Annotated in this window: 23 protein-coding genes; 22 read left to right on the forward strand and 1 reads right to left on the reverse strand. The window is 68.5% G+C overall.

Annotated elements, in window-relative coordinates; genetic code table 11:
* Positions 1-101: 101 nt before the first annotated feature.
* The 7 genes from rpoB (at position 102) to tuf (ending at position 12,871) form a co-directional block, all read left to right on the forward strand.
* Complete coding sequence (gene rpoB / locus ACFYYN_RS24405; RefSeq protein WP_500328154.1) at positions 102-3,590, forward strand: DNA-directed RNA polymerase subunit beta; 3,489 nt, start codon at positions 102-104, stop codon at positions 3,588-3,590.
* A 97-nt stretch (positions 3,591-3,687) separates the two neighbouring features.
* The gene (locus ACFYYN_RS24410; RefSeq protein ID WP_499513418.1) at positions 3,688-7,587 is read left to right on the forward strand and encodes a DNA-directed RNA polymerase subunit beta'; all 3,900 of its coding nucleotides are present in this window, start codon (positions 3,688-3,690) and stop codon (positions 7,585-7,587) included.
* Between the two features lie 181 nt (positions 7,588-7,768).
* Entirely contained in the window at positions 7,769-8,200 is a 432-nt protein-coding gene (locus ACFYYN_RS24415; RefSeq protein WP_500328153.1) for a DUF1707 and DUF4190 domain-containing protein, read from the forward strand.
* Between the two features lie 300 nt (positions 8,201-8,500).
* Positions 8,501-8,872, forward strand: a complete 372-nt coding sequence (gene rpsL / locus ACFYYN_RS24420; RefSeq protein WP_014144289.1) for a 30S ribosomal protein S12 — start codon at positions 8,501-8,503, stop codon at positions 8,870-8,872.
* 2 nt (positions 8,873-8,874) lie between these two features.
* Positions 8,875-9,345, forward strand: coding sequence for a 30S ribosomal protein S7 (gene rpsG / locus ACFYYN_RS24425; protein ID WP_018558864.1), 471 nt, complete (start codon positions 8,875-8,877; stop codon positions 9,343-9,345).
* 42 nt (positions 9,346-9,387) lie between these two features.
* The gene (gene fusA / locus ACFYYN_RS24430; protein WP_499513420.1) at positions 9,388-11,517 is read left to right on the forward strand and encodes an elongation factor G; all 2,130 of its coding nucleotides are present in this window, start codon (positions 9,388-9,390) and stop codon (positions 11,515-11,517) included.
* A 160-nt stretch (positions 11,518-11,677) separates the two neighbouring features.
* The gene (tuf, locus tag ACFYYN_RS24435; protein WP_018558866.1) at positions 11,678-12,871 is read left to right on the forward strand and encodes an elongation factor Tu; all 1,194 of its coding nucleotides are present in this window, start codon (positions 11,678-11,680) and stop codon (positions 12,869-12,871) included.
* Between the two features lie 134 nt (positions 12,872-13,005).
* Here tuf and ACFYYN_RS24440 read toward each other — a convergent pair whose 3' ends face one another.
* Positions 13,006-15,045, reverse strand: a complete 2,040-nt coding sequence (locus ACFYYN_RS24440; RefSeq protein ID WP_500547505.1) for a PIG-L family deacetylase — start codon at positions 15,043-15,045, stop codon at positions 13,006-13,008.
* 201 nt (positions 15,046-15,246) lie between these two features.
* Here ACFYYN_RS24440 and ACFYYN_RS24445 point away from each other — a divergent pair, with 201 nt between their 5' ends.
* From ACFYYN_RS24445 to rplE, 15 genes are all read left to right on the forward strand, one after another.
* On the forward strand, positions 15,247-16,428 hold the full coding sequence (locus ACFYYN_RS24445; RefSeq protein WP_500547506.1) for a S8 family peptidase: 1,182 nt from the start codon (positions 15,247-15,249) through the stop codon (positions 16,426-16,428).
* Between the two features lie 392 nt (positions 16,429-16,820).
* Entirely contained in the window at positions 16,821-17,129 is a 309-nt protein-coding gene (rpsJ, locus tag ACFYYN_RS24450; protein ID WP_014144312.1) for a 30S ribosomal protein S10, read from the forward strand.
* 14 nt (positions 17,130-17,143) lie between these two features.
* The gene (rplC, locus tag ACFYYN_RS24455) at positions 17,144-17,788 is read left to right on the forward strand and encodes a 50S ribosomal protein L3 (RefSeq protein WP_431944486.1); all 645 of its coding nucleotides are present in this window, start codon (positions 17,144-17,146) and stop codon (positions 17,786-17,788) included.
* Positions 17,789-17,792: 4 nt separating this feature from the next.
* On the forward strand, positions 17,793-18,443 hold the full coding sequence (gene rplD, locus ACFYYN_RS24460) for a 50S ribosomal protein L4 (RefSeq protein ID WP_499513423.1): 651 nt from the start codon (positions 17,793-17,795) through the stop codon (positions 18,441-18,443).
* Complete coding sequence (rplW, locus tag ACFYYN_RS24465) at positions 18,443-18,769, forward strand: uL23 family ribosomal protein (protein WP_499513424.1); 327 nt, start codon at positions 18,443-18,445, stop codon at positions 18,767-18,769. Before rplD ends, rplW begins: the two co-directional genes overlap by 1 nt.
* Positions 18,770-18,816: 47 nt before the next feature.
* The gene (gene rplB, locus ACFYYN_RS24470; protein ID WP_499513425.1) at positions 18,817-19,653 is read left to right on the forward strand and encodes a large ribosomal subunit protein uL2; all 837 of its coding nucleotides are present in this window, start codon (positions 18,817-18,819) and stop codon (positions 19,651-19,653) included.
* Positions 19,654-19,665: 12 nt separating this feature from the next.
* The gene (gene rpsS / locus ACFYYN_RS24475; RefSeq protein WP_018558873.1) at positions 19,666-19,947 is read left to right on the forward strand and encodes a 30S ribosomal protein S19; all 282 of its coding nucleotides are present in this window, start codon (positions 19,666-19,668) and stop codon (positions 19,945-19,947) included.
* A 43-nt stretch (positions 19,948-19,990) separates the two neighbouring features.
* Positions 19,991-20,338 carry a 50S ribosomal protein L22 gene (rplV, locus tag ACFYYN_RS24480; RefSeq protein ID WP_361800744.1) on the forward strand — a complete coding sequence of 116 codons (348 nt, stop codon included), beginning with the start codon at positions 19,991-19,993 and terminating at the stop codon, positions 20,336-20,338.
* Positions 20,338-21,162, forward strand: coding sequence for a 30S ribosomal protein S3 (gene rpsC / locus ACFYYN_RS24485; RefSeq protein WP_361800646.1), 825 nt, complete (start codon positions 20,338-20,340; stop codon positions 21,160-21,162). Before rplV ends, rpsC begins: the two co-directional genes overlap by 1 nt.
* Before the next feature lie 5 nt (positions 21,163-21,167).
* Positions 21,168-21,587, forward strand: coding sequence for a 50S ribosomal protein L16 (gene rplP, locus ACFYYN_RS24490; protein WP_499513426.1), 420 nt, complete (start codon positions 21,168-21,170; stop codon positions 21,585-21,587).
* A complete protein-coding gene (gene rpmC, locus ACFYYN_RS24495; RefSeq protein WP_319139014.1) occupies positions 21,587-21,811 on the forward strand; it encodes a 50S ribosomal protein L29 in 225 nt (74 codons plus the stop codon). Before rplP ends, rpmC begins: the two co-directional genes overlap by 1 nt.
* The gene (rpsQ, locus tag ACFYYN_RS24500) at positions 21,811-22,095 is read left to right on the forward strand and encodes a 30S ribosomal protein S17 (RefSeq protein ID WP_018558878.1); all 285 of its coding nucleotides are present in this window, start codon (positions 21,811-21,813) and stop codon (positions 22,093-22,095) included. Before rpmC ends, rpsQ begins: the two co-directional genes overlap by 1 nt.
* Before the next feature lie 378 nt (positions 22,096-22,473).
* Positions 22,474-22,842 carry a 50S ribosomal protein L14 gene (rplN, locus tag ACFYYN_RS24505; protein WP_055718836.1) on the forward strand — a complete coding sequence of 123 codons (369 nt, stop codon included), beginning with the start codon at positions 22,474-22,476 and terminating at the stop codon, positions 22,840-22,842.
* Between the two features lie 3 nt (positions 22,843-22,845).
* Positions 22,846-23,169: a 50S ribosomal protein L24 gene (gene rplX / locus ACFYYN_RS24510; protein ID WP_431944472.1), complete on the forward strand. Its 324-nt coding sequence runs from the start codon at positions 22,846-22,848 to the stop codon at positions 23,167-23,169.
* On the forward strand, positions 23,169-23,726 hold the full coding sequence (gene rplE / locus ACFYYN_RS24515) for a 50S ribosomal protein L5 (RefSeq protein WP_018558880.1): 558 nt from the start codon (positions 23,169-23,171) through the stop codon (positions 23,724-23,726). Before rplX ends, rplE begins: the two co-directional genes overlap by 1 nt.
* Positions 23,727-23,729 lie beyond the last annotated feature (3 nt).

Below are 23,729 nucleotides of genomic sequence, written 5' to 3' on the forward strand. Positions count from 1 at the left end.
GCACACATGAGGAACCGTCCTGATCAGGGCCTCCTTGTCTGCGCCCGGGGGCGGAAGCCGGTACGCGCGTAGTGAGTCCGAGCCCTCGGAAGGACCCCCTCTTGGCCGCCTCGCGCAACGCCTCGACTGCCAATTCGAACAACGGCGCAAGCACCGCCCCGCTGCGCATCTCTTTCGCGAAGATCAAGGAGCCCCTCGAGGTCCCGAACCTCCTCGCGCTGCAGACCGAGAGCTTTGACTGGCTCCTCGGCAACGCCGCCTGGAAGGCTCGCGTCGAGGCGGCCCTGGACAGTGGCCAGGACGTCCCCACCAAGTCCGGTCTGGAGGAGATCTTCGAGGAGATCTCGCCGATCGAGGACTTCTCCGGGTCGATGTCGCTGACCTTCCGCGACCACCGTTTCGAGCCTCCGAAGAACTCGATCGACGAGTGCAAGGAGCGCGACTTCACGTACGCGGCCCCGCTCTTCGTCACAGCCGAGTTCACCAACAACGAGACCGGCGAGATCAAGTCCCAGACGGTCTTCATGGGCGACTTCCCGCTCATGACCAACAAGGGCACCTTCGTCATCAACGGCACCGAGCGTGTCGTGGTGTCCCAGCTGGTGCGCTCGCCGGGTGTCTACTTCGACAGCCAGATCGACAAGACGTCCGACAAGGACATCTACTCCGCCAAGGTCATCCCCTCCCGTGGTGCCTGGCTGGAGATGGAGATCGACAAGCGCGATATGGTCGGTGTCCGCATCGACCGCAAGCGCAAGCAGTCCGTGACCGTCCTCCTGAAGGCGCTCGGCTGGACCACCGAGCAGATCCTCGAGGAGTTCGGCGAGTACGAGTCCATGCGCGCCACCCTGGAGAAGGACCACACCCAGGGCCAGGACGACGCGCTGCTGGACATCTACCGCAAGCTGCGTCCGGGCGAGCCGCCGACCCGTGAGGCCGCGCAGACGCTGCTGGAGAACCTCTACTTCAACCCCAAGCGCTACGACCTGGCCAAGGTCGGCCGCTACAAGATCAACAAGAAGCTGGGTGCCGACGCGCCGCTCGACGCCGGCGTGCTGACCGTCGAGGACGTCATCTCGGCGATCAAGTACCTGGTCAAGCTGCACGCGGGCGAGACCGAGACCACCGGCGACAACGGTTCCTCCGTGGTCGTCGAGGTCGACGACATCGACCACTTCGGCAACCGTCGTCTGCGCAACGTCGGCGAGCTCATCCAGAACCAGGTCCGCACGGGTCTGGCCCGTATGGAGCGCGTCGTCCGCGAGCGGATGACCACCCAGGACGTCGAGGCGATCACGCCGCAGACCCTGATCAACATCCGGCCGGTCGTCGCCTCCATCAAGGAGTTCTTCGGCACCAGCCAGCTGTCCCAGTTCATGGACCAGACGAACCCGCTGTCGGGCCTGACCCACAAGCGCCGTCTGTCCGCGCTGGGTCCCGGTGGTCTGTCCCGTGAGCGGGCCGGCTTCGAGGTCCGTGACGTGCACCCGTCCCACTACGGACGCATGTGCCCGATCGAGACCCCCGAAGGCCCGAACATCGGTCTGATCGGCTCGCTGGCCTCCTACGGCCGGGTCAACGCGTTCGGTTTCGTGGAGACCCCGTACCGCAAGGTCGACGAGAACGGTGTCGTCACCGACGAGGTCAACTTCCTCACGGCCGACGAGGAGGACCGCTTCGTCATCGCCCAGGCGAACGCCCCGCTGACCGACGACAACCGCTTCGCGGAGTCGCGCGTCCTGGTGCGCCGCCGTGGTGGCGAGATCGACTACGTCCCCGGTGAGGACGTGGACTACATGGACGTCTCGCCGCGCCAGATGGTGTCGGTCGCGACCGCCATGATCCCGTTCCTCGAGCACGACGACGCCAACCGCGCGCTCATGGGATCGAACATGATGCGCCAGGCCGTGCCGCTGCTCAAGGCGCAGGCCCCGCTGGTCGGCACCGGCATGGAGTACCGCTGCGCGGTCGACGCCGGTGACGTCATCAAGGCCGACAAGGACGGTGTGGTCCAGGAGGTCTCCGCGGACTACGTCACCGTCGCCAACGACGACGGCACCTACAACACCTACCGGGTCGCCAAGTTCTCCCGCTCGAACCAGGGCACGTCCTTCAACCAGAAGGTCGTCGTGGACGAGGGCGCCCGCGTGATCGCCGGCCAGGTGCTCGCCGACGGCCCGTCCACCGAGCGCGGTGAGATGGCGCTGGGCAAGAACCTCCTGGTGGCGTTCATGCCGTGGGAGGGCCACAACTACGAGGACGCGATCATCCTCAGCCAGCGTCTGGTGCAGGACGACGTCCTCTCCTCGATCCACATCGAGGAGCACGAGGTCGACGCCCGTGACACCAAGCTCGGCCCCGAGGAGATCACCCGGGACATCCCGAACGTCTCCGAGGAGGTCCTGGCCGACCTCGACGAGCGCGGCATCATCCGCATCGGTGCCGAGGTCGTCGCCGGCGACATCCTGGTCGGCAAGGTCACCCCGAAGGGCGAGACCGAGCTGACCCCGGAGGAGCGCCTGCTGCGCGCGATCTTCGGCGAGAAGGCCCGTGAGGTCCGTGACACCTCGCTGAAGGTGCCGCACGGCGAGACCGGCAAGGTCATCGGCGTGCGCGTCTTCGACCGCGAGGAGGGCGACGAGCTGCCGCCCGGCGTGAACCAGCTGGTCCGCGTCTACGTGGCACAGAAGCGCAAGATCACCGACGGTGACAAGCTCGCCGGCCGCCACGGCAACAAGGGCGTCATCTCCAAGATCCTGCCGATCGAGGACATGCCGTTCCTGGAGGACGGCACCGCGGTCGACATCATCCTCAACCCTCTGGGTGTCCCGTCCCGGATGAACCCGGGACAGGTCCTGGAGATCCACCTCGGCTGGCTCGCCGCCCAGGGCTGGGACGTCTCCGGCATCGGCGACGAGTGGGCGCAGCGCCTCACGGCGATCGGCGCCGACCAGGTGGAGGCCGGCACCAACGTCGCCACCCCGGTGTTCGACGGTGCCCGCGAGGACGAGATCGCCGGTCTCTTCGAGGCCACGATCCCGAACCGCGACGGCCAGCGCCTGGTGCTGCCCTCCGGCAAGGCCCGGCTCTTCGACGGCCGCTCCGGCGAGCCGTTCCCGGACCCGATCTCGGTCGGCTACATGTACATCCTCAAGCTGCACCACCTGGTGGACGACAAGCTGCACGCCCGTTCCACCGGTCCGTACTCGATGATCACCCAGCAGCCGCTGGGTGGTAAGGCGCAGTTCGGTGGTCAGCGCTTCGGTGAGATGGAGGTGTGGGCCCTTGAGGCGTACGGCGCGGCCTACGCGCTGCAGGAACTCCTCACCATCAAGTCCGACGACGTCCTGGGCCGCGTGAAGGTCTACGAGGCGATCGTCAAGGGCGAGAACATCCCCGAGCCGGGCATTCCCGAGTCCTTCAAGGTGCTCATCAAGGAAATGCAGTCGCTCTGCCTCAACGTGGAGGTGCTGTCCTCGGACGGCATGTCCATCGAGATGCGCGACACGGACGAGGACGTCTTCCGCGCGGCGGAGGAGCTCGGTATCGACCTGTCCCGGCGCGAGCCGAGCAGCGTCGAAGAGGTCTGACGGGCCGGCCGGGGAGCTGCCGTGAGCAGCTCCCCGCCTCCCCCGGACCGTTCAGACATGTTTGACTTTCGACCCCGAAAGAGGGATTGACGACAAAGTGCTCGACGTCAACTTCTTCGACGAGCTGCGGATCGGCCTTGCGACCGCGGACGACATCCGACAGTGGTCCCATGGCGAGGTCAAGAAGCCTGAGACCATCAACTACCGCACCCTGAAGCCCGAGAAGGACGGACTCTTCTGCGAGAAGATCTTCGGCCCCACCCGGGACTGGGAGTGCTACTGCGGCAAGTACAAGCGTGTCCGCTTCAAGGGCATCATCTGTGAGCGCTGCGGCGTCGAGGTCACTCGCGCCAAGGTGCGTCGTGAGCGGATGGGCCACATCGAGCTGGCCGCCCCCGTGACCCACATCTGGTACTTCAAGGGCGTTCCGTCGCGGCTGGGCTACCTGCTCGACCTCGCCCCGAAGGACCTCGAGAAGGTCATCTACTTCGCCGCCTACATGATCACGTGGGTGGACGACGAGCGTCGTACCCGCGACCTGCCCTCGCTGGAGGCCCAGGTCTCCGTCGAGCGTCAGCAGATCGAGCAGCGCCGTGACTCCGACATCGAGTCCCGGCAGAAGAAGCTCGAGGCCGACCTCGGCGAGCTGGAGGCCGAGGGCGCCAAGTCCGACGTGCGCCGCAAGGTGCGCGAGGGCGCCGAGCGGGAGATGAAGCAGCTGCGCGACCGCGCCCAGCGCGAGCTGGACCGGCTCGACGAGGTGTGGTCCCGCTTCAAGAACCTCAAGGTCCAGGACCTGGAGGGTGACGAGCTGCTCTACCGCGAGCTGCGGGAGCGCTTCGGCACCTACTTCCAGGGTTCGATGGGTGCCGCGGCGCTGCAGAAGCGCCTGGAGTCCTTCGACCTGGACGAGGAGGCCGCCAAGCTCCGCGAGATCATCCGTACCGGCAAGGGCCAGAAGAAGACCCGTGCGCTCAAGCGCCTCAAGGTCGTCTCCGCGTTCCTGCAGACCACCAACAAGCCCCAGGGCATGGTGCTGGACTGCGTCCCGGTGATTCCGCCGGACCTGCGTCCGATGGTGCAGCTGGACGGTGGCCGCTTCGCGACCTCCGACCTGAACGACCTGTACCGCCGCGTCATCAACCGCAACAACCGCCTCAAGCGCCTCCTCGACCTCGGTGCCCCCGAGATCATCGTGAACAACGAGAAGCGCATGCTCCAGGAGGCCGTCGACGCGCTCTTCGACAACGGCCGTCGTGGTCGCCCGGTCACGGGCCCCGGCAACCGTCCGCTGAAGTCGCTGTCCGACATGCTCAAGGGCAAGCAGGGCCGGTTCCGTCAGAACCTGCTCGGCAAGCGCGTCGACTACTCGGCCCGTTCGGTCATCGTCGTCGGCCCGCAGCTCAAGCTGCACCAGTGCGGTCTGCCCAAGGCCATGGCGCTGGAGCTCTTCAAGCCGTTCGTGATGAAGCGCCTGGTGGACCTGAACCACGCGCAGAACATCAAGTCGGCCAAGCGCATGGTCGAGCGCGGCCGCACGGTCGTGTACGACGTGCTCGAAGAGGTCATCGCCGAGCACCCGGTGCTGCTGAACCGTGCGCCGACCCTGCACCGCCTCGGCATCCAGGCCTTCGAGCCGCAGCTGGTCGAGGGCAAGGCCATCCAGATCCACCCGCTCGTCTGCACCGCGTTCAACGCGGACTTCGACGGCGACCAGATGGCCGTGCACCTGCCGCTGTCCGCGGAGGCGCAGGCCGAGGCCCGCATCCTGATGCTGTCCTCGAACAACATCCTCAAGCCCGCCGACGGCCGTCCGGTGACGATGCCGACGCAGGACATGGTCCTGGGTCTGTTCTTCCTCACCACGGACGCGGAGGAGCGCGAGCTCCGGGGTGAGGGCCGGGCGTTCGGCTCGACCGCCGAGGCGATCATGGCCTTCGACGCGCGCGAGCTCTCGCTCCAGTCGCGGATCGACATCCGGTTCCCGATCGGCACCGTCCCGCCGCGTGGCTGGACCCCGCCGGCGGACGTCGAGGGCGAGGAGCCCTGGCAGCTGGGCGACTCCTTCCGGCTGAACACGACCCTGGGCCGTGCGCTCTTCAACGAGCTGCTGCCCGAGGACTACCCGTTCGTGGACTACCCGGTGGGCAAGAAGCAGCTCTCCGAGATCGTCAACGACCTCGCCGAGCGGTACCCGAAGGTCATCGTGGCGGCGACGCTCGACAACCTGAAGGCGTCCGGTTTCCACTGGGCGACCCGTTCCGGTGTCACCGTGGCCATCTCCGACGTCGTCGTGCCCGAGGCCAAGAAGGCCATCATCGCGGGCTACGAGGCTCAGGACGAGAAGGTCCAGAAGCAGTACGAGCGCGGTCTGATCACCAAGGACGAGCGCACGCAGGAGCTCATCGCGATCTGGACCAAGGCGACCAACGAGGTCGCCGAGGCGATGAACGCGAACTTCCCGAAGACCAACCCGATCTTCATGATGGTCGACTCGGGTGCCCGCGGAAACATGATGCAGATGCGTCAGATCGCGGGTATGCGTGGCCTGGTGTCCAACGCGAAGAACGAGACCATCCCGCGGCCGATCAAGGCGTCGTTCCGCGAGGGCCTCACCGTGCTGGAGTACTTCATCTCCACCCACGGTGCCCGTAAGGGTCTCGCGGACACCGCTCTGCGTACCGCCGACTCCGGTTACCTGACGCGTCGTCTGGTCGACGTCTCCCAGGACGTCATCATCCGCGAGGAGGACTGCGGCACCGAGCGCGGCCTCAAGCTGGCGATCGCCGAGCGCTCCGAGGACGGTTCGCTGCGCAAGACGGACGACGTCGAGACCAGCGTGTACGCGCGCTGCCTCGCCGAGGACGTCGTGGTGGACGGCAAGGTGCTGGCCACCGCCGGCACCGACCTGGGCGACGTGCTCATCGAGCAGCTCATCCACAACGGCGTCGAGGAGGTCAAGACCCGCTCGGTCCTGACCTGCGAGTCCGCGGTGGGCACCTGCGCGATGTGCTACGGCCGTTCGCTCGCGACCGGCAAGCTGGTGGACATCGGTGAGGCGGTCGGCATCATCGCCGCCCAGTCCATCGGTGAGCCCGGCACCCAGCTGACGATGCGTACCTTCCACACCGGTGGTGTGGCCGGTGACGACATCACGCAGGGTCTGCCGCGTGTCGTCGAGCTCTTCGAGGCGCGTACCCCCAAGGGTGTCGCCCCGATCTCGGAGGCGGCGGGCCGCATCCGGATCGAGGAGACCGAGAAGACCAAGAAGATCGTCATCACCCCGGACGACGGTGCCGAGGAGATCGCCTACCCGATCTCCAAGCGTGCCCGGCTGCTGGTGGGCGAGGGCGACCACGTCGAGGTCGGCGAGAAGCTGACCGTGGGTGCCACCAACCCGCACGACGTGCTGCGCATCCTGGGTCAGCGGGCCGTCCAGGTCCACCTGGTCGGGGAAGTCCAGAAGGTCTACAACTCGCAGGGTGTGTCGATCCACGACAAGCACATCGAGATCATCATCCGGCAGATGCTCCGCCGGGTGACGATCATCGAGTCCGGCGACGCGGAGCTGCTGCCGGGCGAGCTGGTCGAGCGCGGCCGCTTCGAGACCGAGAACCGTCGGGTCGTGGCGGAGGGTGGCCACCCGGCCTCCGGCCGTCCGCAGCTGATGGGTATCACCAAGGCCTCGCTGGCCACCGAGTCCTGGCTGTCGGCCGCCTCCTTCCAGGAGACGACCCGGGTCCTCACCGACGCGGCGATCCACGCCAAGTCCGACTCGCTGCTGGGCCTCAAGGAGAACGTCATCATCGGTAAGCTCATCCCGGCCGGTACGGGTCTGTCCCGCTACCGCAACATCCGGGTCGAGCCGACCGAGGAGGCCAAGGCCGCGATGTACTCGGCCGTCGGCTACGACGACATCGACTACAGCCCGTTCGGCACCGGCTCCGGCCAGGCCGTCCCGCTGGAGGACTACGACTACGGCCCGTACAACGGCTGAGTCGTCCGCTCGAAGCCGCTGGGCGGCCATCCCTCGGGGTGGCCGCCCAGCGGCTTTGTGCCGCCCTGGACGGGCCTGTGGGGGCCTTCCAGGGCGGTACGGGCGGGGGAGGGGCGGCACGGACCGGCCGACCGTGTGACGGGGCGCCCTGGGAACGTGGTTTTCCGGGCATAATGGAGCGATGCGGGCTGCGAACGATGATCGCGAGCGTACGGTGGACGTGCTCAAGGCTGCGTTCACCGAAGGGCGGTTGACCCAGCCGGAGTTCGAGGACCGGGTCGGGCTGGCCTACCAGGCGGTGACGTACCAGGAGCTGTACGGGCTCACCGCGGACATCCCGCGCCCACGCCGGCTCCCCGCGCCGCCGCCGCCGGTCAACGCCAAGGCGGTCGCCTCGCTGGTCTGCGGTGCGGTGGGCATGTTCGGACTGGTGATCCCCGGGATACCGGCCGTGGTGCTGGGGCACATGGCGCGCCGGGAGATCCGGCGCACGGGCGAGCGGGGCGACGCGCTCGCGGTGTGCGGACTGGTGATGGGGTACCTTCTGACCGCGTTCACGGTCGCGATCACGGCGATCGTCGTTATGGTGGTAGTGGCGGTCAGTCACGGCTGAGTGCGTTCTCGCGAGCTCCCCGCGGGGCCCGGCGGGAGGGTGCGGCATCGGCCGAGACCATATGTTTTGACCGAAGGCTGGGCGCTGGGTACGCTCTGACCTTGTGCCTGGGGTGTGCCCGGGTTCTCGTGCGTGCACTTGTCCGTGCGGGACACCGAGGCCGATACACCGACAAATATGCAGTTTCGCTTCGGCGGAAATCGTATGAGGTGCGCGACACACCCGACCGCGTGGGTCGGCGTGAGCCGCTGAAACCCCAGGTTAGAAGTATCGAGTCGGCACACAGAAACCGGAGAAACGGTGCCTACGATCCAGCAGCTGGTCCGAAAGGGCCGGCAGGACAAGGTCGAGAAGAACAAGACGCCCGCACTGAAGGGTTCCCCTCAGCGCCGCGGCGTCTGCACGCGCGTCTACACGACCACCCCGAAGAAGCCGAACTCTGCCCTGCGCAAGGTCGCGCGTGTGCGACTGACCAGCGGCATCGAGGTCACCGCTTACATCCCGGGTGAGGGTCACAACCTGCAGGAGCACTCCATCGTGCTCGTGCGTGGTGGCCGTGTGAAGGACCTGCCGGGTGTTCGCTACAAGATCATCCGCGGCTCGCTCGACACCCAGGGTGTCAAGAACCGCAAGCAGGCCCGCAGCCGCTACGGCGCCAAGAAGGAGAAGTAAGAATGCCTCGTAAGGGCCCCGCCCCGAAGCGCCCGGTCATCATCGACCCGGTCTACGGTTCTCCTCTGGTGACGTCGCTCGTCAACAAGATCCTGCTGCACGGCAAGCGCTCCACCGCCGAGCGCATCGTGTACGGCGCCCTCGAGGGCCTGCGCGAGAAGACCGGGCAGGACCCGGTCATCACGCTCAAGCGCGCCCTGGAGAACGTCAAGCCCTCCCTCGAGGTCAAGTCCCGCCGTGTCGGTGGCGCGACCTACCAGGTGCCGATCGAGGTCCGCCCCGGCCGCGCCAACACCCTGGCGCTGCGCTGGCTGGTGGGTTACTCCCGCGCCCGCCGCGAGAAGACCATGACCGAGCGTCTGATGAACGAGCTGATGGACGCCAGCAACGGTCTGGGCGCCGCGGTGAAGCGTCGCGAGGACACCCACAAGATGGCCGAGTCCAACAAGGCCTTCGCGCACTACCGCTGGTAGTCCGCGCCCCCATCGAGAGAACCGAGAGAAGACTGAAGCCTTATGGCTACCACTTCACTTGACCTGGCCAGGGTCCGCAACATCGGGATCATGGCCCACATCGACGCGGGCAAGACGACGACCACCGAGCGGATCCTGTTCTACACCGGTGTCTCGTACAAGATCGGCGAAGTCCACGACGGCGCTGCCACCATGGACTGGATGGAGCAGGAGCAGGAGCGCGGCATCACGATCACGTCGGCCGCGACGACCTGCCACTGGCCGCTGGAGAACGTCGACCACACCATCAACATCATCGACACCCCGGGTCACGTCGACTTCACCGTCGAGGTGGAGCGCTCGCTGCGCGTGCTCGACGGTGCCGTGACGGTGTTCGACGGTGTCGCCGGTGTCGAGCCGCAGTCCGAGACCGTCTGGCGTCAGGCGGACCGCTACGGTGTGCCGCGCATCTGCTTCGTCAACAAGCTCGACCGCACCGGCGCCGAGTTCCACCGCTGCGTCGACATGATCGTGGACCGCCTCGGTGCGGTTCCGCTGGTCATGCAGCTGCCGATCGGTGCCGAGGCCGACTTCAAGGGCGTGGTCGACCTCGTCCAGATGAAGGCCCTCGTGTGGTCCGCCGAGGCCACCAAGGGCGAGATGTACGACGTCGTCGACATCCCCGACACCCACACCGAGGCCGCCGACGAGTGGCGCGGCAAGCTGCTCGAGGCCGTCGCCGAGAACGACGAAGAGATGATGGAGCTGTACCTGGAGGGCACCGAGCCCAGCCAGGAGCAGCTGATGGCGGCCATCCGCCGCATCACCCTCGCCTCCAAGGGCGGCGCGGGCTCCGTCACCGTCACCCCGGTGTTCTGCGGAACCGCGTTCAAGAACAAGGGCGTCCAGCCCCTGCTCGACGCGGTCGTGCGGTACCTGCCGTCGCCGCTGGACGTCGAGGCCATCGAGGGCCACGCCGTCGGCGACGCCGAGCAGATCATCAAGCGCAAGCCCTCGGACGACGAGCCCTTCTCCGGCCTCGCGTTCAAGATCATGAGCGACCCGCACCTCGGCAAGCTCACCTTCGTCCGGGTGTACTCGGGCCGCCTGGAGTCCGGCAGCTCCGTGCTGAACTCCGTCAAGGGCAAGAAGGAGCGCATCGGCAAGATCTACCGCATGCACGCGAACAAGCGTGAGGAGATCGACTCGGTGGGCGCCGGCGACATCGTCGCCGTCATGGGCCTGAAGCAGACCACCACCGGTGAGACGCTGTCCGACGACAAGAACCCGGTGATCCTGGAGTCCATGGACTTCCCGGCTCCGGTCATCCAGGTCGCGATCGAGCCCAAGTCCAAGGGCGACCAGGAGAAGCTGGGTGTCGCCATCCAGCGCCTCTCGGAGGAGGACCCCTCCTTCCAGGTCCACTCGGACGAGGAGACCGGCCAGACGATCATCGGCGGCATGGGCGAACTGCACCTCGAGGTGCTGGTCGACCGCATGAAGCGCGAGTTCAAGGTCGAGGCGAACGTGGGCAAGCCCCAGGTCGCCTACCGCGAGACCATCCGCAAGGCGGTCGAGCGGATCGACTACACGCACAAGAAGCAGACCGGCGGTACCGGCCAGTTCGCGAAGGTGCAGATCTCGCTGGAGCCGCTGGAGGGCGGAGACGCCTCCTACGAGTTCGTCAACAAGGTCACCGGTGGCCGCATCCCCCGCGAGTACATCCCGTCGGTGGACTCCGGTGCCCAGGAGGCCATGAAGTTCGGCATCCTGGCCGGCTACGAGATGGTCGGCGTCCGCGTCACCCTTCTCGACGGTGGCTACCACGAGGTCGACTCCTCCGAGCTGGCGTTCAAGATCGCCGGTTCGCAGGCCTTCAAGGAGGGCGCCCGCAAGGCGAGCCCCGTCCTCCTCGAGCCGATGATGGCCGTCGAGGTCACCACGCCCGAGGAGTCCATGGGCGACGTCATCGGCGACCTCAACTCCCGCCGTGGCCAGATCCAGGCCATGGAGGAGCGCAGTGGTGCCCGGGTCGTCAAGGGCCTGGTACCGCTGTCGGAGATGTTCGGCTACGTCGGCGACCTCCGCAGCAAGACGTCGGGTCGCGCGAGCTACTCGATGCAGTTCGACTCCTACGCCGAGGTTCCCAAGAACGTCGCCGAGGAGATCATCGCGAAGGCCAAGGGCGAGTAACCCAGCAGTTGTTCCCGCACTAGGCTTGACCGGGAGGCTTGGGGGCATTCCGCCGCGAACCGCAAGGGGCGCGTCGGATGCCCCGGCCGCCCGTAACCCAGCAAAGATCACCCTGGCGCCGATGAAGTAAGGCGTACAGCAACTCCACAGGAGGACCCCAGTGGCGAAGGCGAAGTTCGAGCGGACTAAGCCGCACGTCAACATCGGCACCATCGGTCACATCGACCACGGTAAGACCACTCTTACCGCTGCGATCACCAAGGTGCTGCACGACGCGTACCCGGACCTGAACCCCTTCACGCCGTTCGACCAGATCGACAAGGCGCCGGAGGAGCGGCAGCGCGGTATCACCATCTCCATCGCGCACGTCGAGTACCAGACGGACGCGCGTCACTACGCGCACGTCGACTGCCCGGGTCACGCGGACTACATCAAGAACATGATCACCGGTGCCGCGCAGATGGACGGCGCCATCCTCGTGGTCGCCGCCACCGACGGTCCGATGCCGCAGACCAAGGAGCACGTGCTCCTGGCCCGCCAGGTCGGCGTTCCCTACATCGTCGTCGCCCTGAACAAGGCCGACATGGTGGACGACGAGGAGATCCTGGAGCTCGTCGAGCTCGAGGTCCGTGAGCTGCTCTCCGAGTACGAGTTCCCGGGCGACGACCTGCCGGTCGTCCGCGTCTCCGCGCTGAAGGCGCTGGAGGGCGACAAGGAGTGGGGCGAGAAGCTCCTCGGCCTGATGAAGGCCGTGGACGAGTCCGTCCCCACCCCCGAGCGCGACGTCGACAAGCCGTTCCTGATGCCGATCGAGGACGTCTTCACGATCACCGGTCGTGGCACCGTCGTCACCGGTCGTATCGAGCGCGGCATCCTCAAGGTCAACGAGACCGTCGACATCATCGGCATCAAGACCGAGAAGACCACCACCACGGTCACCGGCATCGAGATGTTCCGCAAGCTGCTCGACGAGGGCCAGGCCGGTGAGAACGTCGGTCTGCTGCTCCGCGGCATCAAGCGCGAGGACGTCGAGCGCGGCCAGGTCATCATCAAGCCGGGTACGGTCACGCCGCACACCGACTTCGAGGCCCAGGCCTACATCCTGTCGAAGGACGAGGGTGGCCGTCACACCCCGTTCTTCAACAACTACCGCCCGCAGTTCTACTTCCGTACCACGGACGTGACCGGCGTCGTGACCCTCCCCGAGGGCACCGAGATGGTCATGCCGGGCGACAACACCGCCATGACGGTCGCGCTGATCCAGCCGATCGCCATGGAGGAGGGCCTGAAGTTCGCCATCCGCGAGGGTGGCCGGACCGTCGGCGCCGGCCAGGTCACCAAGATCCTGAAGTAAGGATCCCGGCGATCTGCCGCTTGCCGTAGGCGAGCTGTACGAGGGCCCCGGCCCACCGTTCACGCGGTGGGCCGGGGCCTTCGGCGTTCGCGGGCTCCGGGGCCCGGGCCCGGAAGCCGCCGGGGGCCGGCGGGCTAGACCGGGGTGCGCAGCTCCGGCCGCCAGATCCAGGGCGTGGCGTCGGTCCCGAAGCCCACGACGGCCGGCCGGGCCCCGGGGCGTGTGTGCAGGGCCGGGAAGCCGTACCCGGGGGCGCCCCGGCGCAGCGCGCCGGCCGGGTGCGCGAGGCCGGCGACGTGGACGGCACCGTCGGCGGCGCGTCCGGCGAGCAGCCCGTGGGCCTGGGCGAGGGGACCGTAACCGTCGAAGAGCCGCGGCCGGTCGGGCCCGAGAGCCGCCCTGACCACGCCGAGCCGGTGGACGAGGAGTCCGTCGCTCGCGGGCAGGCGGTAGACCAGGGACAGCGAGCCGTCGGGCTCCGCCGCGGCCGCCGGGGGATCGGCGGGCCCCGGCAGCGCGGTCAGCGCGCGGCCGAGCAGCGGCCGGCCCGGTGCGTCCTGGGACCAGTGGTGCACGGCGGTCCGCCCGGCGGCGAACACGTGCACCCTCCCGTCGCGGTCCACGACCGCGCTCAGCCCGTCCTGCACCTCGCCGCCGCCCAGGTCCTGCCAGCCGGTCCACGTGCCGTCGGGCTCCCGTACGCGGGTGCTCAGGCCCTTGGCCGCGTTGCGCACGAACAGGTGCACCCGTCGGTCCGGCGCGGCCACCGCGACGGGCACGCCGATCCTGCGCCCCCGGTCCGGGTCGTCCTCGGGCGAGCCCAGTCCCTCCCAGTCACGGCCCTCCGCCAGCACCACGACGTCACGGGTGTTGGCCGCCCGGTCGCTCTCCAGGGCGGCGAACCGCAGCGCGAACAGCAGGGGTCCGCCGCCGGCCGGGTCGGTGACGACGCTCAGCGCGGGGGCGAGCGGTCCGCCGCCCAGGTCCCGCGGCGTGCCCCAGCGCCCGCTGCCGGGGGCGGTCTCCCGCCAGCGCACCGCGCGAGTGCCGAGCACGCCGTGGGCGACCAGCCGTCCCTGCGCGTCGGTCCCCGGTACGAGGCGGGCGCCGGGGTGGCGGTAGTGGGTGCTGCGCACCCAGCCCTTGCGGTTGGCGAGCGGTCTGCCCATGCCGACCTGGTAGTCGCCGCAGCCGGAGGGGTCGCCGCACGGCCAGTCCGGGGCGCCTCCGTACGGGGCGAGGTAGCCGGCCTTCCGGCGCAGCAGCGCGGGCGGGAGGTTGTAGGGCCAGTGGTGGTTGTAGTAGCCGCGGTAGGCCGTCGTCAGGAAGGCGGGCGCGATGCCTTCGCTGCGGGCGACGCCCTCGGCGTAGCGGGCGATCGCCTTCCAGGCGAACAGCGCTGTCGCGGTGTGGTCCCAGTGGTCGCTGTAGCCGAGTTGCTCGACGTCCCGTCGCCTGGTGGCCGCGTTGGCCTCCATGTCCGGGTCGGGGTCGAGGGTGTGGACGAGGGTCGGCCGGTGGTGCCGCAGCAGTCCGGCGAGCACGTCCACCAGGACCTCGTGGGTGTACGTGTCCCTGGCGGCGTTCGGTGAGCCCGCCGAGGTGAAGGTCGGCAGGGTCATGCCGGGCAGCTGCCACAGCTGCGGCAGCCCGACCCTGTCGGTCGTGCCGTGCATGGCGAGGTTGAGGAAGACCAGCACCGCCTCCCGGTCGCCCACGCGCAGCGTGTCGACCTCGGCGGTCATGCCGTGGGCCAGCCGCGTGGTGCCGCGCCGCCAGGGCGTGAAGATGTCGGCGCCCAGCATCGCCGCGTACGCCTGCCGCAGGCCCTGGTGACGGGCGGCGGAGTAGGCGGCCTTGTCGGGGGCCGGACGCGGCCGTCCCGGTGGGCGGTTGACCCCGTGCGCCTCGCCCGCGGTGACGTACACCGATACCACGGGCACGCCCGCCTCGAGGGCCTGCACGGTGTCGGGGTTCATGAAGTACAGCTCGTCGTCGGGGTGCGCCAGCACCTGGAACAGCCGCGCCCCGCCCGCCGGGACGCGGAACGCCAGGGGGGCGGGCGCCGGACCGGTGGCCGGGCCCGCGGACCGGGAGCAGCCGCCCAGGGCGAGGGCCGCGGAGCCGGTGGCGAACGCGGCGAGGAAGTGCCGACGGGTGGGGACGATCTTCACGCCACGCTAGAGGGCCGTTCCGCCCGGGAGGTTGCGGGGCACCGCCGCGACGTGCGCCACTCGGGCGACGCGTGTACGTCATCGGGGCGTCCCCTCACCCGCTCGCCCGATTGGCACGCTGCGCGAGCAGCGGGTGACCACTCGGTGTTACGACTTGTGACGTTCGGTGCACACCCGTACGAGTCCCCCGAGGAGCCCGCCATGCGCCTGTCCCAGCGCCGGGCAGTGGTCGTCGCCGCCGTCCTGACGGCCGTGCTGCCCGCCCTCGGTGGGGCCGCCGCGACGCCGGAGCCGCCCGGGGCCCCGCTGCGGATGGCGGCGCAGGGGGGCATCACCGGGCAGTACCTGGTGATGCTGCGGCCGGGTACGGACCCGGGCTCGGTGCTGCGCAGCGTCGAGGCGCAGCCGATGTTCACGTTCACCAGCGCGCTGGTGGGCTTCGCCGCCCGGCTGACCGACGGCCAGGTCTCCCGGCTGCGCGCGGTGCCCGGGGTGGAGGCCGTGGAGCAGGACGCCGAGGTCGCGGCACCGAAGCCGGCGACGCAGGTGGCCGCGGCCGCCGCCGAGACGTCCTGGGGCCTGGCCCGGATCGGCAACCGGGCCCACGACGGCGGCGCCTTCGGCGTGCGGGCGACGGGAGCCAAGGTCACCTCGTACGTCATCGACACCGGCATCGACTTCGGGCACGCCGAGTTCGGGGGACGGGCGGTGCCCGGCTTCGACGCGGTGGGGGACGGCCGGGACGGCACCGACTGCAACGGCCACGGCACGCACGTCGCCGGGACGGTCGGCGGTGCCACCACCGGGGTCGCCCGGGCGACGAAGCTGGTCTCGGTACGGGTGCTGGGCTGCGACGGCCGTGGCTCGGTGGCCACCGTGGTCGCCGGGATGAACTGGGTGGCCGCCCACGCGGTGAAACCCGCGGTCGCCAACCTGTCGACCGGCGGCGCCCGCAGCGAGACGGCCGACCGTGCGGTGGAGGGCCTGGCGGCCGCGGGGGTCTTCCCGGCCGTCGCCGCCGGCAACTCCGACGAGGACGCCTGCCAGGCTTCCCCGGCCGCGGCGCCCGGCGCGTTCACCGTCGCCGCGATCGACGAGTCGGACCGCAAGGCGTCCTTCAGCAACTGGGGCGGCTGCGTGGACATCAGTGCCCCGGGGACGGGGATCACCTCCGCGGCCATGGGCGGCGGCCTGGTCCGCATGAGCGGCACCTCGATGGCCGCCCCGCACGTCACGGGGGTGGCGGCGCTCTACAAGGACACGTACGGGGACGTCTCCACGTCCTTCCTCGCCTCCTGGCTGCTGGCCAACGCCACGTCCGGCGTGCCCGTCGACGCCCCGGCCGGCACCCCGCGGCTGCTGGTGTACACATCCGGACTGTGACCCGGGTTTGGGGGAGCGGCGGCGGGGGGTAAGGTACTGCGCCCCGATTGGCGTCCGAGGCGTCCGGTATGGCAGACTAGCCGGGTTGCTCGGTCGAGTGCCGATGCTGCGCGCCTCCCGTCGGGAGGACCGGAAGCGAGTCCCACAGTACTCGTCGTCACTCTCCGCCCCAGGCGGGGTGGCGGACGTACGGGAATCTTCCGGGAAGCGTCAGCGGGGTGCTCACCAGGTGCTCGGTGGGTGTCTTCTCCCACGTATCCCCTCCCTGAGGGTCTCCGCCATGCGGTGATTTAAGGGAAGGGAAGCGACACGCCCGACCGCGTGGGTCGGAGAAGACGGTCGAACCACCGAGTTCCAGAGCGCTGACTAGCAGACAGGACTACGAAGTAGCCATGGCGGGACAGAAGATCCGCATCCGGCTCAAGGCCTACGACCACGAGGTCATCGACTCCTCGGCGAAGAAGATCGTCGAGACGGTGACGCGTACTGGTGCGCAGGTCGCGGGCCCGGTGCCGCTGCCCACTGAGAAGAACGTGTACTGCGTCATCAAGTCGCCGCACAAGTACAAGGACTCGCGCGAGCACTTCGAGATGCGCACGCACAAGCGCCTGATCGACATCCTCGACCCGACGCCCAAGACCGTTGACTCGCTGATGCGCCTGGACCTTCCGGCCGGCGTTGACATCGAGATCAAGCTCTGAGAGGCGCGGAACAGATGGCTAAGCAGATCAAGGGCATCCTGGGCGAGAAGCTCGGCATGACCCAGGTCTGGGACGAGAACAACCGTGTCGTCCCGGTGACCGTGGTCAAGGCCGGCCCGAACGTCGTGACCCAGGTCCGTACGAACGACGTCGACGGTTACGAGTCGGTCCAGATCGCCTTCGGCGAGATCGACCCGCGCAAGGTGAACAAGCCCCTCAAGGGCCACTTCGCCAAGGCCGACGTGACCCCCCGCCGCCACCTGGTGGAGCTCCGCACCTCCGACGCCGCCGAGTACACCCTCGGCCAGGAGATCACCGCGGAGGTCTTCGAGGCGGGCGTGAAGGTGGACGTCACCGGCAAGAGCAAGGGCAAGGGCTTCGCCGGTGTCATGAAGCGTCACAACTTCAAGGGCCTCGGCGCCGGACACGGCACCCAGCGCAAGCACCGCTCTCCCGGCTCCATCGGTGGCTGCGCCACCCCGGGCCGTGTGTTCAAGGGTCTGCGCATGGCGGGCCGCATGGGCAACGAGCGGGTCACCACCCAGAACCTGACCGTCCACGCCGTTGACGCGGAGAAGGGCCTGCTGCTCATCAAGGGCGCGGTTCCCGGCCCGAACGGCGGCCTCGTCCTGGTCCGCACCGCGGCCAAGGGGGCCTGAGGATATGAGCACCATTGACATTCTGTCGCCCGCGGGCGACAAGGCCGGGACCGTTGAGCTCCCGGGCGAGATCTTCGACGCGAAGGTCAGCATCCCGCTGATCCACCAGGTCGTCGTGGCGCAGCTGGCCGCCGCCCGTCAGGGCACGCACAAGGTCAAGACGCGTGGCGAGGTCCGCGGTGGCGGCAAGAAGCCGTACCGCCAGAAGGGCACCGGCCGCGCCCGTCAGGGTTCGACCCGCGCCCCGCAGTTCGCCGGTGGTGGCGTCGTGCACGGTCCCGTGCCGCGTGACTACTCGCAGCGGACCCCGAAGAAGATGAAGGCCGCCGCCCTGCGCGGTGCCCTCACCGACCGGGCGCGTCACAACCGCATCCACGTCGTGACCGGCGTCATCGAGGGCGAGTCCCCGTCGACGAAGGCCGCCAAGACGCTGCTGGGCAAGATCAGCGACCGCAAGAACGTGCTGCTCGTCGCCGACCGCGCCGAAGAGGCCGCGTGGCTGTCCGCCCGCAACCTGCCCCAGGTGCACATCCTGGAGGCCGGCCAGCTGAACACGTACGACGTGCTCGTCTCCGACGACGTGGTCTTCACCAAGGCCGCCTTCGACCGCTTCATCGGTAACGGCGCCGCCGAGACCGAAGGGAGCGACGCCTGATGGCCGAGCAGACCGCGATCACCAGCCGGACCTTCACGGACCACCGTGACATCCTGGTCAAGCCGGTGGTCTCCGAGAAGAGCTACGCGCTGCTGGACGAGAACAAGTACACGTTCGTCGTCGACCCGCGTGCCAACAAGACCCAGATCAAGCAGGCCGTCGAGGCGGTCTTCCAGGTCAAGGTCACCGGGGTCAACACGATCAACCGTCAGGGCAAGCGCAAGCGCACCAAGACCGGTTTCGGCAAGCGCAAGGACACCAAGCGCGCCATCGTGACCCTCGCTGAGGGCGACCGCATCGACATCTTCGGCGGCCCGGTCTCCTAACGGGGACCGGAACGTTCAGAAGTCCGGAATCTTCCGAGGACTGAGAAATGGGTATCCGCAAGTACAAGCCGACGACCCCGGGCCGTCGTGGCTCCAGCGTCGCCGACTTCGTCGAGATCACGCGGTCCACGCCGGAGAAGTCGCTGGTCCGCCCCCTGCACAGCAAGGGCGGCCGTAACAACACCGGTCGTGTGACCGTTCGCCACCAGGGTGGTGGACACAAGCGCGCCTACCGCGTGATCGACTTCCGTCGTCACGACAAGGACGGCGTGCCGGCCAAGGTCGCGCACATCGAGTACGACCCCAACCGCACCGCTCGCATCGCGCTGCTGCACTACGCGGACGGCGAGAAGCGCTACATCCTGGCCCCGGCCAAGCTGAACCAGGGTGACCGCATCGAGAACGGCGCCGGCGCCGACATCAAGCCCGGCAACAACCTCCCGCTGCGTCACATCCCGGTGGGTACGACCATCCACGCCATCGAGCTGCGGCCCGGCGGCGGCGCGAAGCTGGCGCGCAGCGCCGGTGCCTCCGTCCAGCTGCTGGCGAGGGAGGGCTCCATGGCCACCCTCCGCATGCCGTCCGGTGAGGTCCGCCTGGTCGACGCCCGCTGCCGCGCCACCATCGGCGAGGTCGGCAACGCCGAGCAGTCGAACATCAACTGGGGCAAGGCCGGCCGTATGCGCTGGAAGGGCGTCCGCCCGACCGTCCGCGGTGTGGCCATGAACCCCGTCGACCACCCGCACGGTGGTGGTGAGGGCAAGACCTCCGGTGGTCGCCACCCGGTCAGCCCGTGGGGTCAGAAGGAGGGTCGTACTCGCTCGCCGAAGAAGGCCAGCAGCAAGTACATCGTCCGCCGCCGCAAGACGAACAAGAAGCGCTAGGAGCGGGTTTAGATGCCGCGCAGTCTCAAGAAGGGGCCCTTCGTCGACGACCACCTGATCAAGAAGGTGGACGTTCAGAACGAGGCCGGTACCCACAACGTCATCAAGACCTGGTCCCGCCGCTCGATGATCATCCCGGCGATGCTGGGCCACACGATCGCGGTGCACGACGGCCGTAAGCACGTCCCGGTGTTTGTCACCGAGTCGATGGTCGGCCACAAGCTCGGCGAGTTCGCGCCGACCCGCACCTTCCGCGGCCACGAGAAGGACGACCGCAAGTCGCGTCGTCGCTGATCTGCGGAGAGCGAAGACCATGACAGACACCGAAGGGACAACCATGGAAGCCAGGGCCCAGGCGCGGTACATCCGCGTCACGCCCATGAAGGCCCGCCGCGTGGTGGACCTCATCCGTGGCATGAGCGCCACGGAGGCTCAGGCGGTCCTGCGTTTCGCCCCGCAGGCCGCGAGCGTGCCGGTGGGCAAGGTGCTCGACAGCGCCATTGCCAACGCCGCGCACAACTACGACCACACCGACGCCGAGTCGCTGTACATCAGCGAGGCGTACGTCGACGAGGGCCCGACCCTGAAGCGGTTCCGTCCGCGTGCCCAGGGTCGTGCCTACCGGATCCGCAAGCGGACCAGCCACATCACCGTGGTCGTCAGCAGCAAGGAAGGAACCCGGTAATGGGCCAGAAGGTTAACCCGCACGGGTTCCGGCTCGGCATCACCACGGACTTCAAGTCCCGGTGGTACGCCGACAAGCTGTACAAGGACTACGTCAAGGAAGACGTCGCCATCCGCCGGATGATGACGCAGGGCATGGAGCGGGCCGGCATCTCCAAGGTGGAGATCGAGCGCACCCGTGACCGCGTCCGCGTCGACATCCACACCGCCCGGCCGGGCATCGTCATCGGCCGTCGCGGCGCGGAGGCCGACCGCATCCGCGGCGACCTGGAGAAGCTGACCGGCAAGCAGGTCCAGCTGAACATCCTCGAGGTCAAGAACCCGGAGACGGACGCTCAGCTGGTGGCCCAGGCCGTCGCCGAGCAGCTGTCCTCCCGCGTCTCCTTCCGTCGTGCCATGCGCAAGAGCATGCAGAGCACGATGAAGGCCGGCGCCAAGGGCATCAAGATCCAGTGCGGTGGCCGTCTCGGCGGCGCCGAGATGTCCCGCTCGGAGTTCTACCGCGAGGGCCGCGTTCCGCTGCACACGCTGCGCGCCAACGTCGACTACGGCTTCTTCGAGGCCCGTACGACCTTCGGCCGCATCGGTGTGAAGGTGTGGATCTACAAGGGCGACGTCAAGAACATCGCCGAGGTCCGCGCAGAGAACGCTGCCGCCCGCGCCGGCAACCGCCCGGCCCGTGGCGGTGGCAACGACCGTCCGCAGCGCCGCGGTGGCGAGCGCGGCGGCCGTGGCCGTCGTCCCCAGGGTGACGCCCAGGCCCCCAAGGCCGAGGCGACCACCGCTGAGGCTCCGGCTGCGGAGACCACCGGAACGGAGGCCTGACCCCCATGCTGATCCCCCGTCGGGTCAAGCACCGTAAGCAGCACCACCCGAAGCGTGATGGCATGGCCAAGGGTGGCACCGAGCTGGCGTTCGGTGAGTACGGCATCCAGGCCGTCACCCCCGCGTACGTGACGAACCGGCAGATCGAGTCCGCTCGTATCGCCATCACCCGTCACATCCGCCGTGGTGGCAAGGTCTGGATCAACATCTACCCGGACCGTCCGCTCACGAAGAAGCCGGCCGAAACCCGCATGGGTTCCGGTAAGGGTTCCCCGGAGTGGTGGATCGCGAACGTCAAGCCCGGTCGGGTGATGTTCGAGCTGTCCTTCCCGAACGAGAAGGTTGCGCGTGAGGCGCTCACCCGAGCCGCCCACAAGCTTCCGATGAAGTGCCGGATCGTCCGGCGCGAGGCAGGTGAGCTGTGATGGCGGCCGGTACCAAGGCGACCGAGCTGCGTCAGCTGGGCGACGAGGAGCTCGTCGGCAAGCTGCGTGAGGCCAAGGAGGAGCTGTTCAACCTCCGCTTCCAGGCGGCCACCGGACAGCTCGAGAACAACTCCCGGCTGAAGGTTGTCCGCAAGGACATCGCCCGGATCTACACCCTCATGCGTGAGCGTGAGCTCGGCATCGAGACGGTGGAGAACGCCTGATGAGCGAGAAGAATGTGACTGAGAGCAGCGAGCAGCGCGGTGACCGCAAGACCCGTGAGGGTCTCGTGGTCAGCGACAAGATGGACAAGACCGTCGTGGTCGCCGTCGAGGACCGTGTGAAGCACGCCCTGTACGGCAAGGTCATCCGCCGTACCAACAAGCTCAAGGCGCACGACGAGCAGAACGCCGCGGGCGTCGGCGACCGTGTCCTCCTGATGGAGACCCGGCCGCTGTCCGCGAGCAAGCGCTGGCGCGTCGTCGAGATCCTCGAGAAGGCCAAGTAAGACTGCTCGGCCGGCCGGGCCGGCCGTCCCGGGGGGGGGGCCCCGCCCCGCCGGGCCCCCAAGGGCTGCGGGGCGGGCCCCGACGGACCCGGCCGCCCGGCAGGCGGTGGCCGTCCGCCAGCGGCCCGTTGTCGTGTGCGGGTTGTCTGCGCCTGCGGCGGGCCCCCCCCCCCCCCCCCCCCCCCCCCCCCCGGGGGCCGGGGGGCCCCCCCCCCCCCCCCCCCGCCGCCGCCCCCCCCCCCCCCCCCCCCCCCCCCCCCCCCCCCCCCCCCGGCCCCGGCCGGCACGTAATTCCTGCGGGGGGTTCCCCGCAGGACGGTTCCGCCAGGCTCTCCGGGCCAGCCCCGGAGGGAACCGGCAGACGATCAGGAGATAGACGTGATCCAGCAGGAGTCGCGACTGCGTGTCGCCGACAACACGGGCGCGAAGGAGATCCTTTGCATCCGTGTCCTCGGTGGCTCCGGTCGCCGCTACGCAGGAATCGGTGACGTCATCGTCGCCACCGTCAAGGACGCGATCCCCGGTGGCAACGTGAAGAAGGGCGACGTCGTCAAGGCGGTCGTCGTGCGCACCGTCAAGGAGCGCCGCCGTCCCGACGGTTCGTACATCCGCTTCGACGAGAACGCGGCCGTCATCCTCAAGAACGACGGTGACCCCCGCGGCACCCGTATCTTCGGCCCGGTGGGCCGGGAGCTGCGCGAGAAGAAGTTCATGAAGATCATCTCGCTCGCGCCGGAGGTGCTGTAACCGATGAAGATCAAGAAGGGCGACCTGGTCCAGGTCATCACCGGTAAGGACAAGGGCAAGCAGGGCAAGGTCATCGCGGCCTACCCGGCTGAGGACCGTGTCCTGGTCGAGGGTGTCAACCGGGTCAAGAAGCACACCAAGGCCGGCCAGACCGCGCGTGGTTCGAAGACCGGCGGCATCATCACGACGGAGGCTCCCGTCCACGTCTCCAACGTCCAGCTGGTCGTGGAGAAGGACGGCAAGAAGGTCGTGACCCGCGTCGGCTACCGCTTCGACGACGAGGGCAACAAGATCCGCGTTGCCAAGCGGACGGGTGAGGACATCTGATGACTGCCACCACTTCGCCTCGTCTGAAGGCGCGCTACCGCGAGGAGATCGCGGGCAAGATGCGTGACGAGTTCCAGTACGAGAACGTCATGCAGATCCCCGGTCTCACCAAGATCGTGGTCAACATGGGTGTGGGCGACGCCGCCCGCGACTCCAAGCTGATCGAGGGCGCGATCCGCGACCTCACCACGATCACCGGCCAGAAGCCGGCCGTCACCAAGGCCCGGAAGTCCATCGCGCAGTTCAAGCTGCGCGAGGGTCAGCCCATCGGCGCCCACGTCACCCTCCGCGGTGACCGCATGTGGGAGTTCCTGGACCGTCTGCTGTCGCTCGCGCTCCCGCGCATCCGCGACTTCCGCGGTCTGTCGCCGAAGCAGTTCGACGGCCGAGGCAACTACACCTTCGGTCTCACGGAGCAGGTCATGTTCCACGAGATCGACCAGGACAAGATCGACCGCACCCGGGGTATGGACATCACCGTGGTGACCACGGCGACCAACGACGCTGAGGGCCGCGCGCTCCTTCGTCACCTCGGCTTCCCGTTCAAGGAGGCGTGAGCC

This window comes from Streptomyces sp. NPDC001902 (assembly GCF_042891295.1).
Lineage (GTDB): Bacteria > Actinomycetota > Actinomycetes > Streptomycetales > Streptomycetaceae > Actinacidiphila.

What these genes read in the sequence shown, in the direction of transcription:
- rpmC (WP_319139014.1), top strand. Translation starts at nt 21,587, where the DNA reads ATGGCGGCCGGTACCAAGGCGACCGAGCTGCGTCAGCTGGGCGACGAG.
- ACFYYN_RS24445 (WP_500547506.1), top strand. Translation starts at nt 15,247, where the DNA reads ATGCGCCTGTCCCAGCGCCGGGCAGTGGTCGTCGCCGCCGTCCTGACG.
- rplD (WP_499513423.1), top strand. Translation starts at nt 17,793, where the DNA reads ATGAGCACCATTGACATTCTGTCGCCCGCGGGCGACAAGGCCGGGACC.
- rplP (WP_499513426.1), top strand. Translation starts at nt 21,168, where the DNA reads ATGCTGATCCCCCGTCGGGTCAAGCACCGTAAGCAGCACCACCCGAAG.
- rpsG (WP_018558864.1), top strand. Translation starts at nt 8,875, where the DNA reads ATGCCTCGTAAGGGCCCCGCCCCGAAGCGCCCGGTCATCATCGACCCG.
- rpsQ (WP_018558878.1), top strand. Translation starts at nt 21,811, where the DNA reads ATGAGCGAGAAGAATGTGACTGAGAGCAGCGAGCAGCGCGGTGACCGC.
- rplC (WP_431944486.1), top strand. Translation starts at nt 17,144, where the DNA reads ATGGCTAAGCAGATCAAGGGCATCCTGGGCGAGAAGCTCGGCATGACC.
- rpsC (WP_361800646.1), top strand. Translation starts at nt 20,338, where the DNA reads ATGGGCCAGAAGGTTAACCCGCACGGGTTCCGGCTCGGCATCACCACG.
- rplB (WP_499513425.1), top strand. Translation starts at nt 18,817, where the DNA reads ATGGGTATCCGCAAGTACAAGCCGACGACCCCGGGCCGTCGTGGCTCC.
- rpsJ (WP_014144312.1), top strand. Translation starts at nt 16,821, where the DNA reads ATGGCGGGACAGAAGATCCGCATCCGGCTCAAGGCCTACGACCACGAG.
- ACFYYN_RS24415 (WP_500328153.1), top strand. Translation starts at nt 7,769, where the DNA reads ATGCGGGCTGCGAACGATGATCGCGAGCGTACGGTGGACGTGCTCAAG.
- rplX (WP_431944472.1), top strand. Translation starts at nt 22,846, where the DNA reads ATGAAGATCAAGAAGGGCGACCTGGTCCAGGTCATCACCGGTAAGGAC.
- rplW (WP_499513424.1), top strand. Translation starts at nt 18,443, where the DNA reads ATGGCCGAGCAGACCGCGATCACCAGCCGGACCTTCACGGACCACCGT.
- fusA (WP_499513420.1), top strand. Translation starts at nt 9,388, where the DNA reads ATGGCTACCACTTCACTTGACCTGGCCAGGGTCCGCAACATCGGGATC.
- rpsS (WP_018558873.1), top strand. Translation starts at nt 19,666, where the DNA reads ATGCCGCGCAGTCTCAAGAAGGGGCCCTTCGTCGACGACCACCTGATC.
- rplV (WP_361800744.1), top strand. Translation starts at nt 19,991, where the DNA reads ATGGAAGCCAGGGCCCAGGCGCGGTACATCCGCGTCACGCCCATGAAG.
- rplE (WP_018558880.1), top strand. Translation starts at nt 23,169, where the DNA reads ATGACTGCCACCACTTCGCCTCGTCTGAAGGCGCGCTACCGCGAGGAG.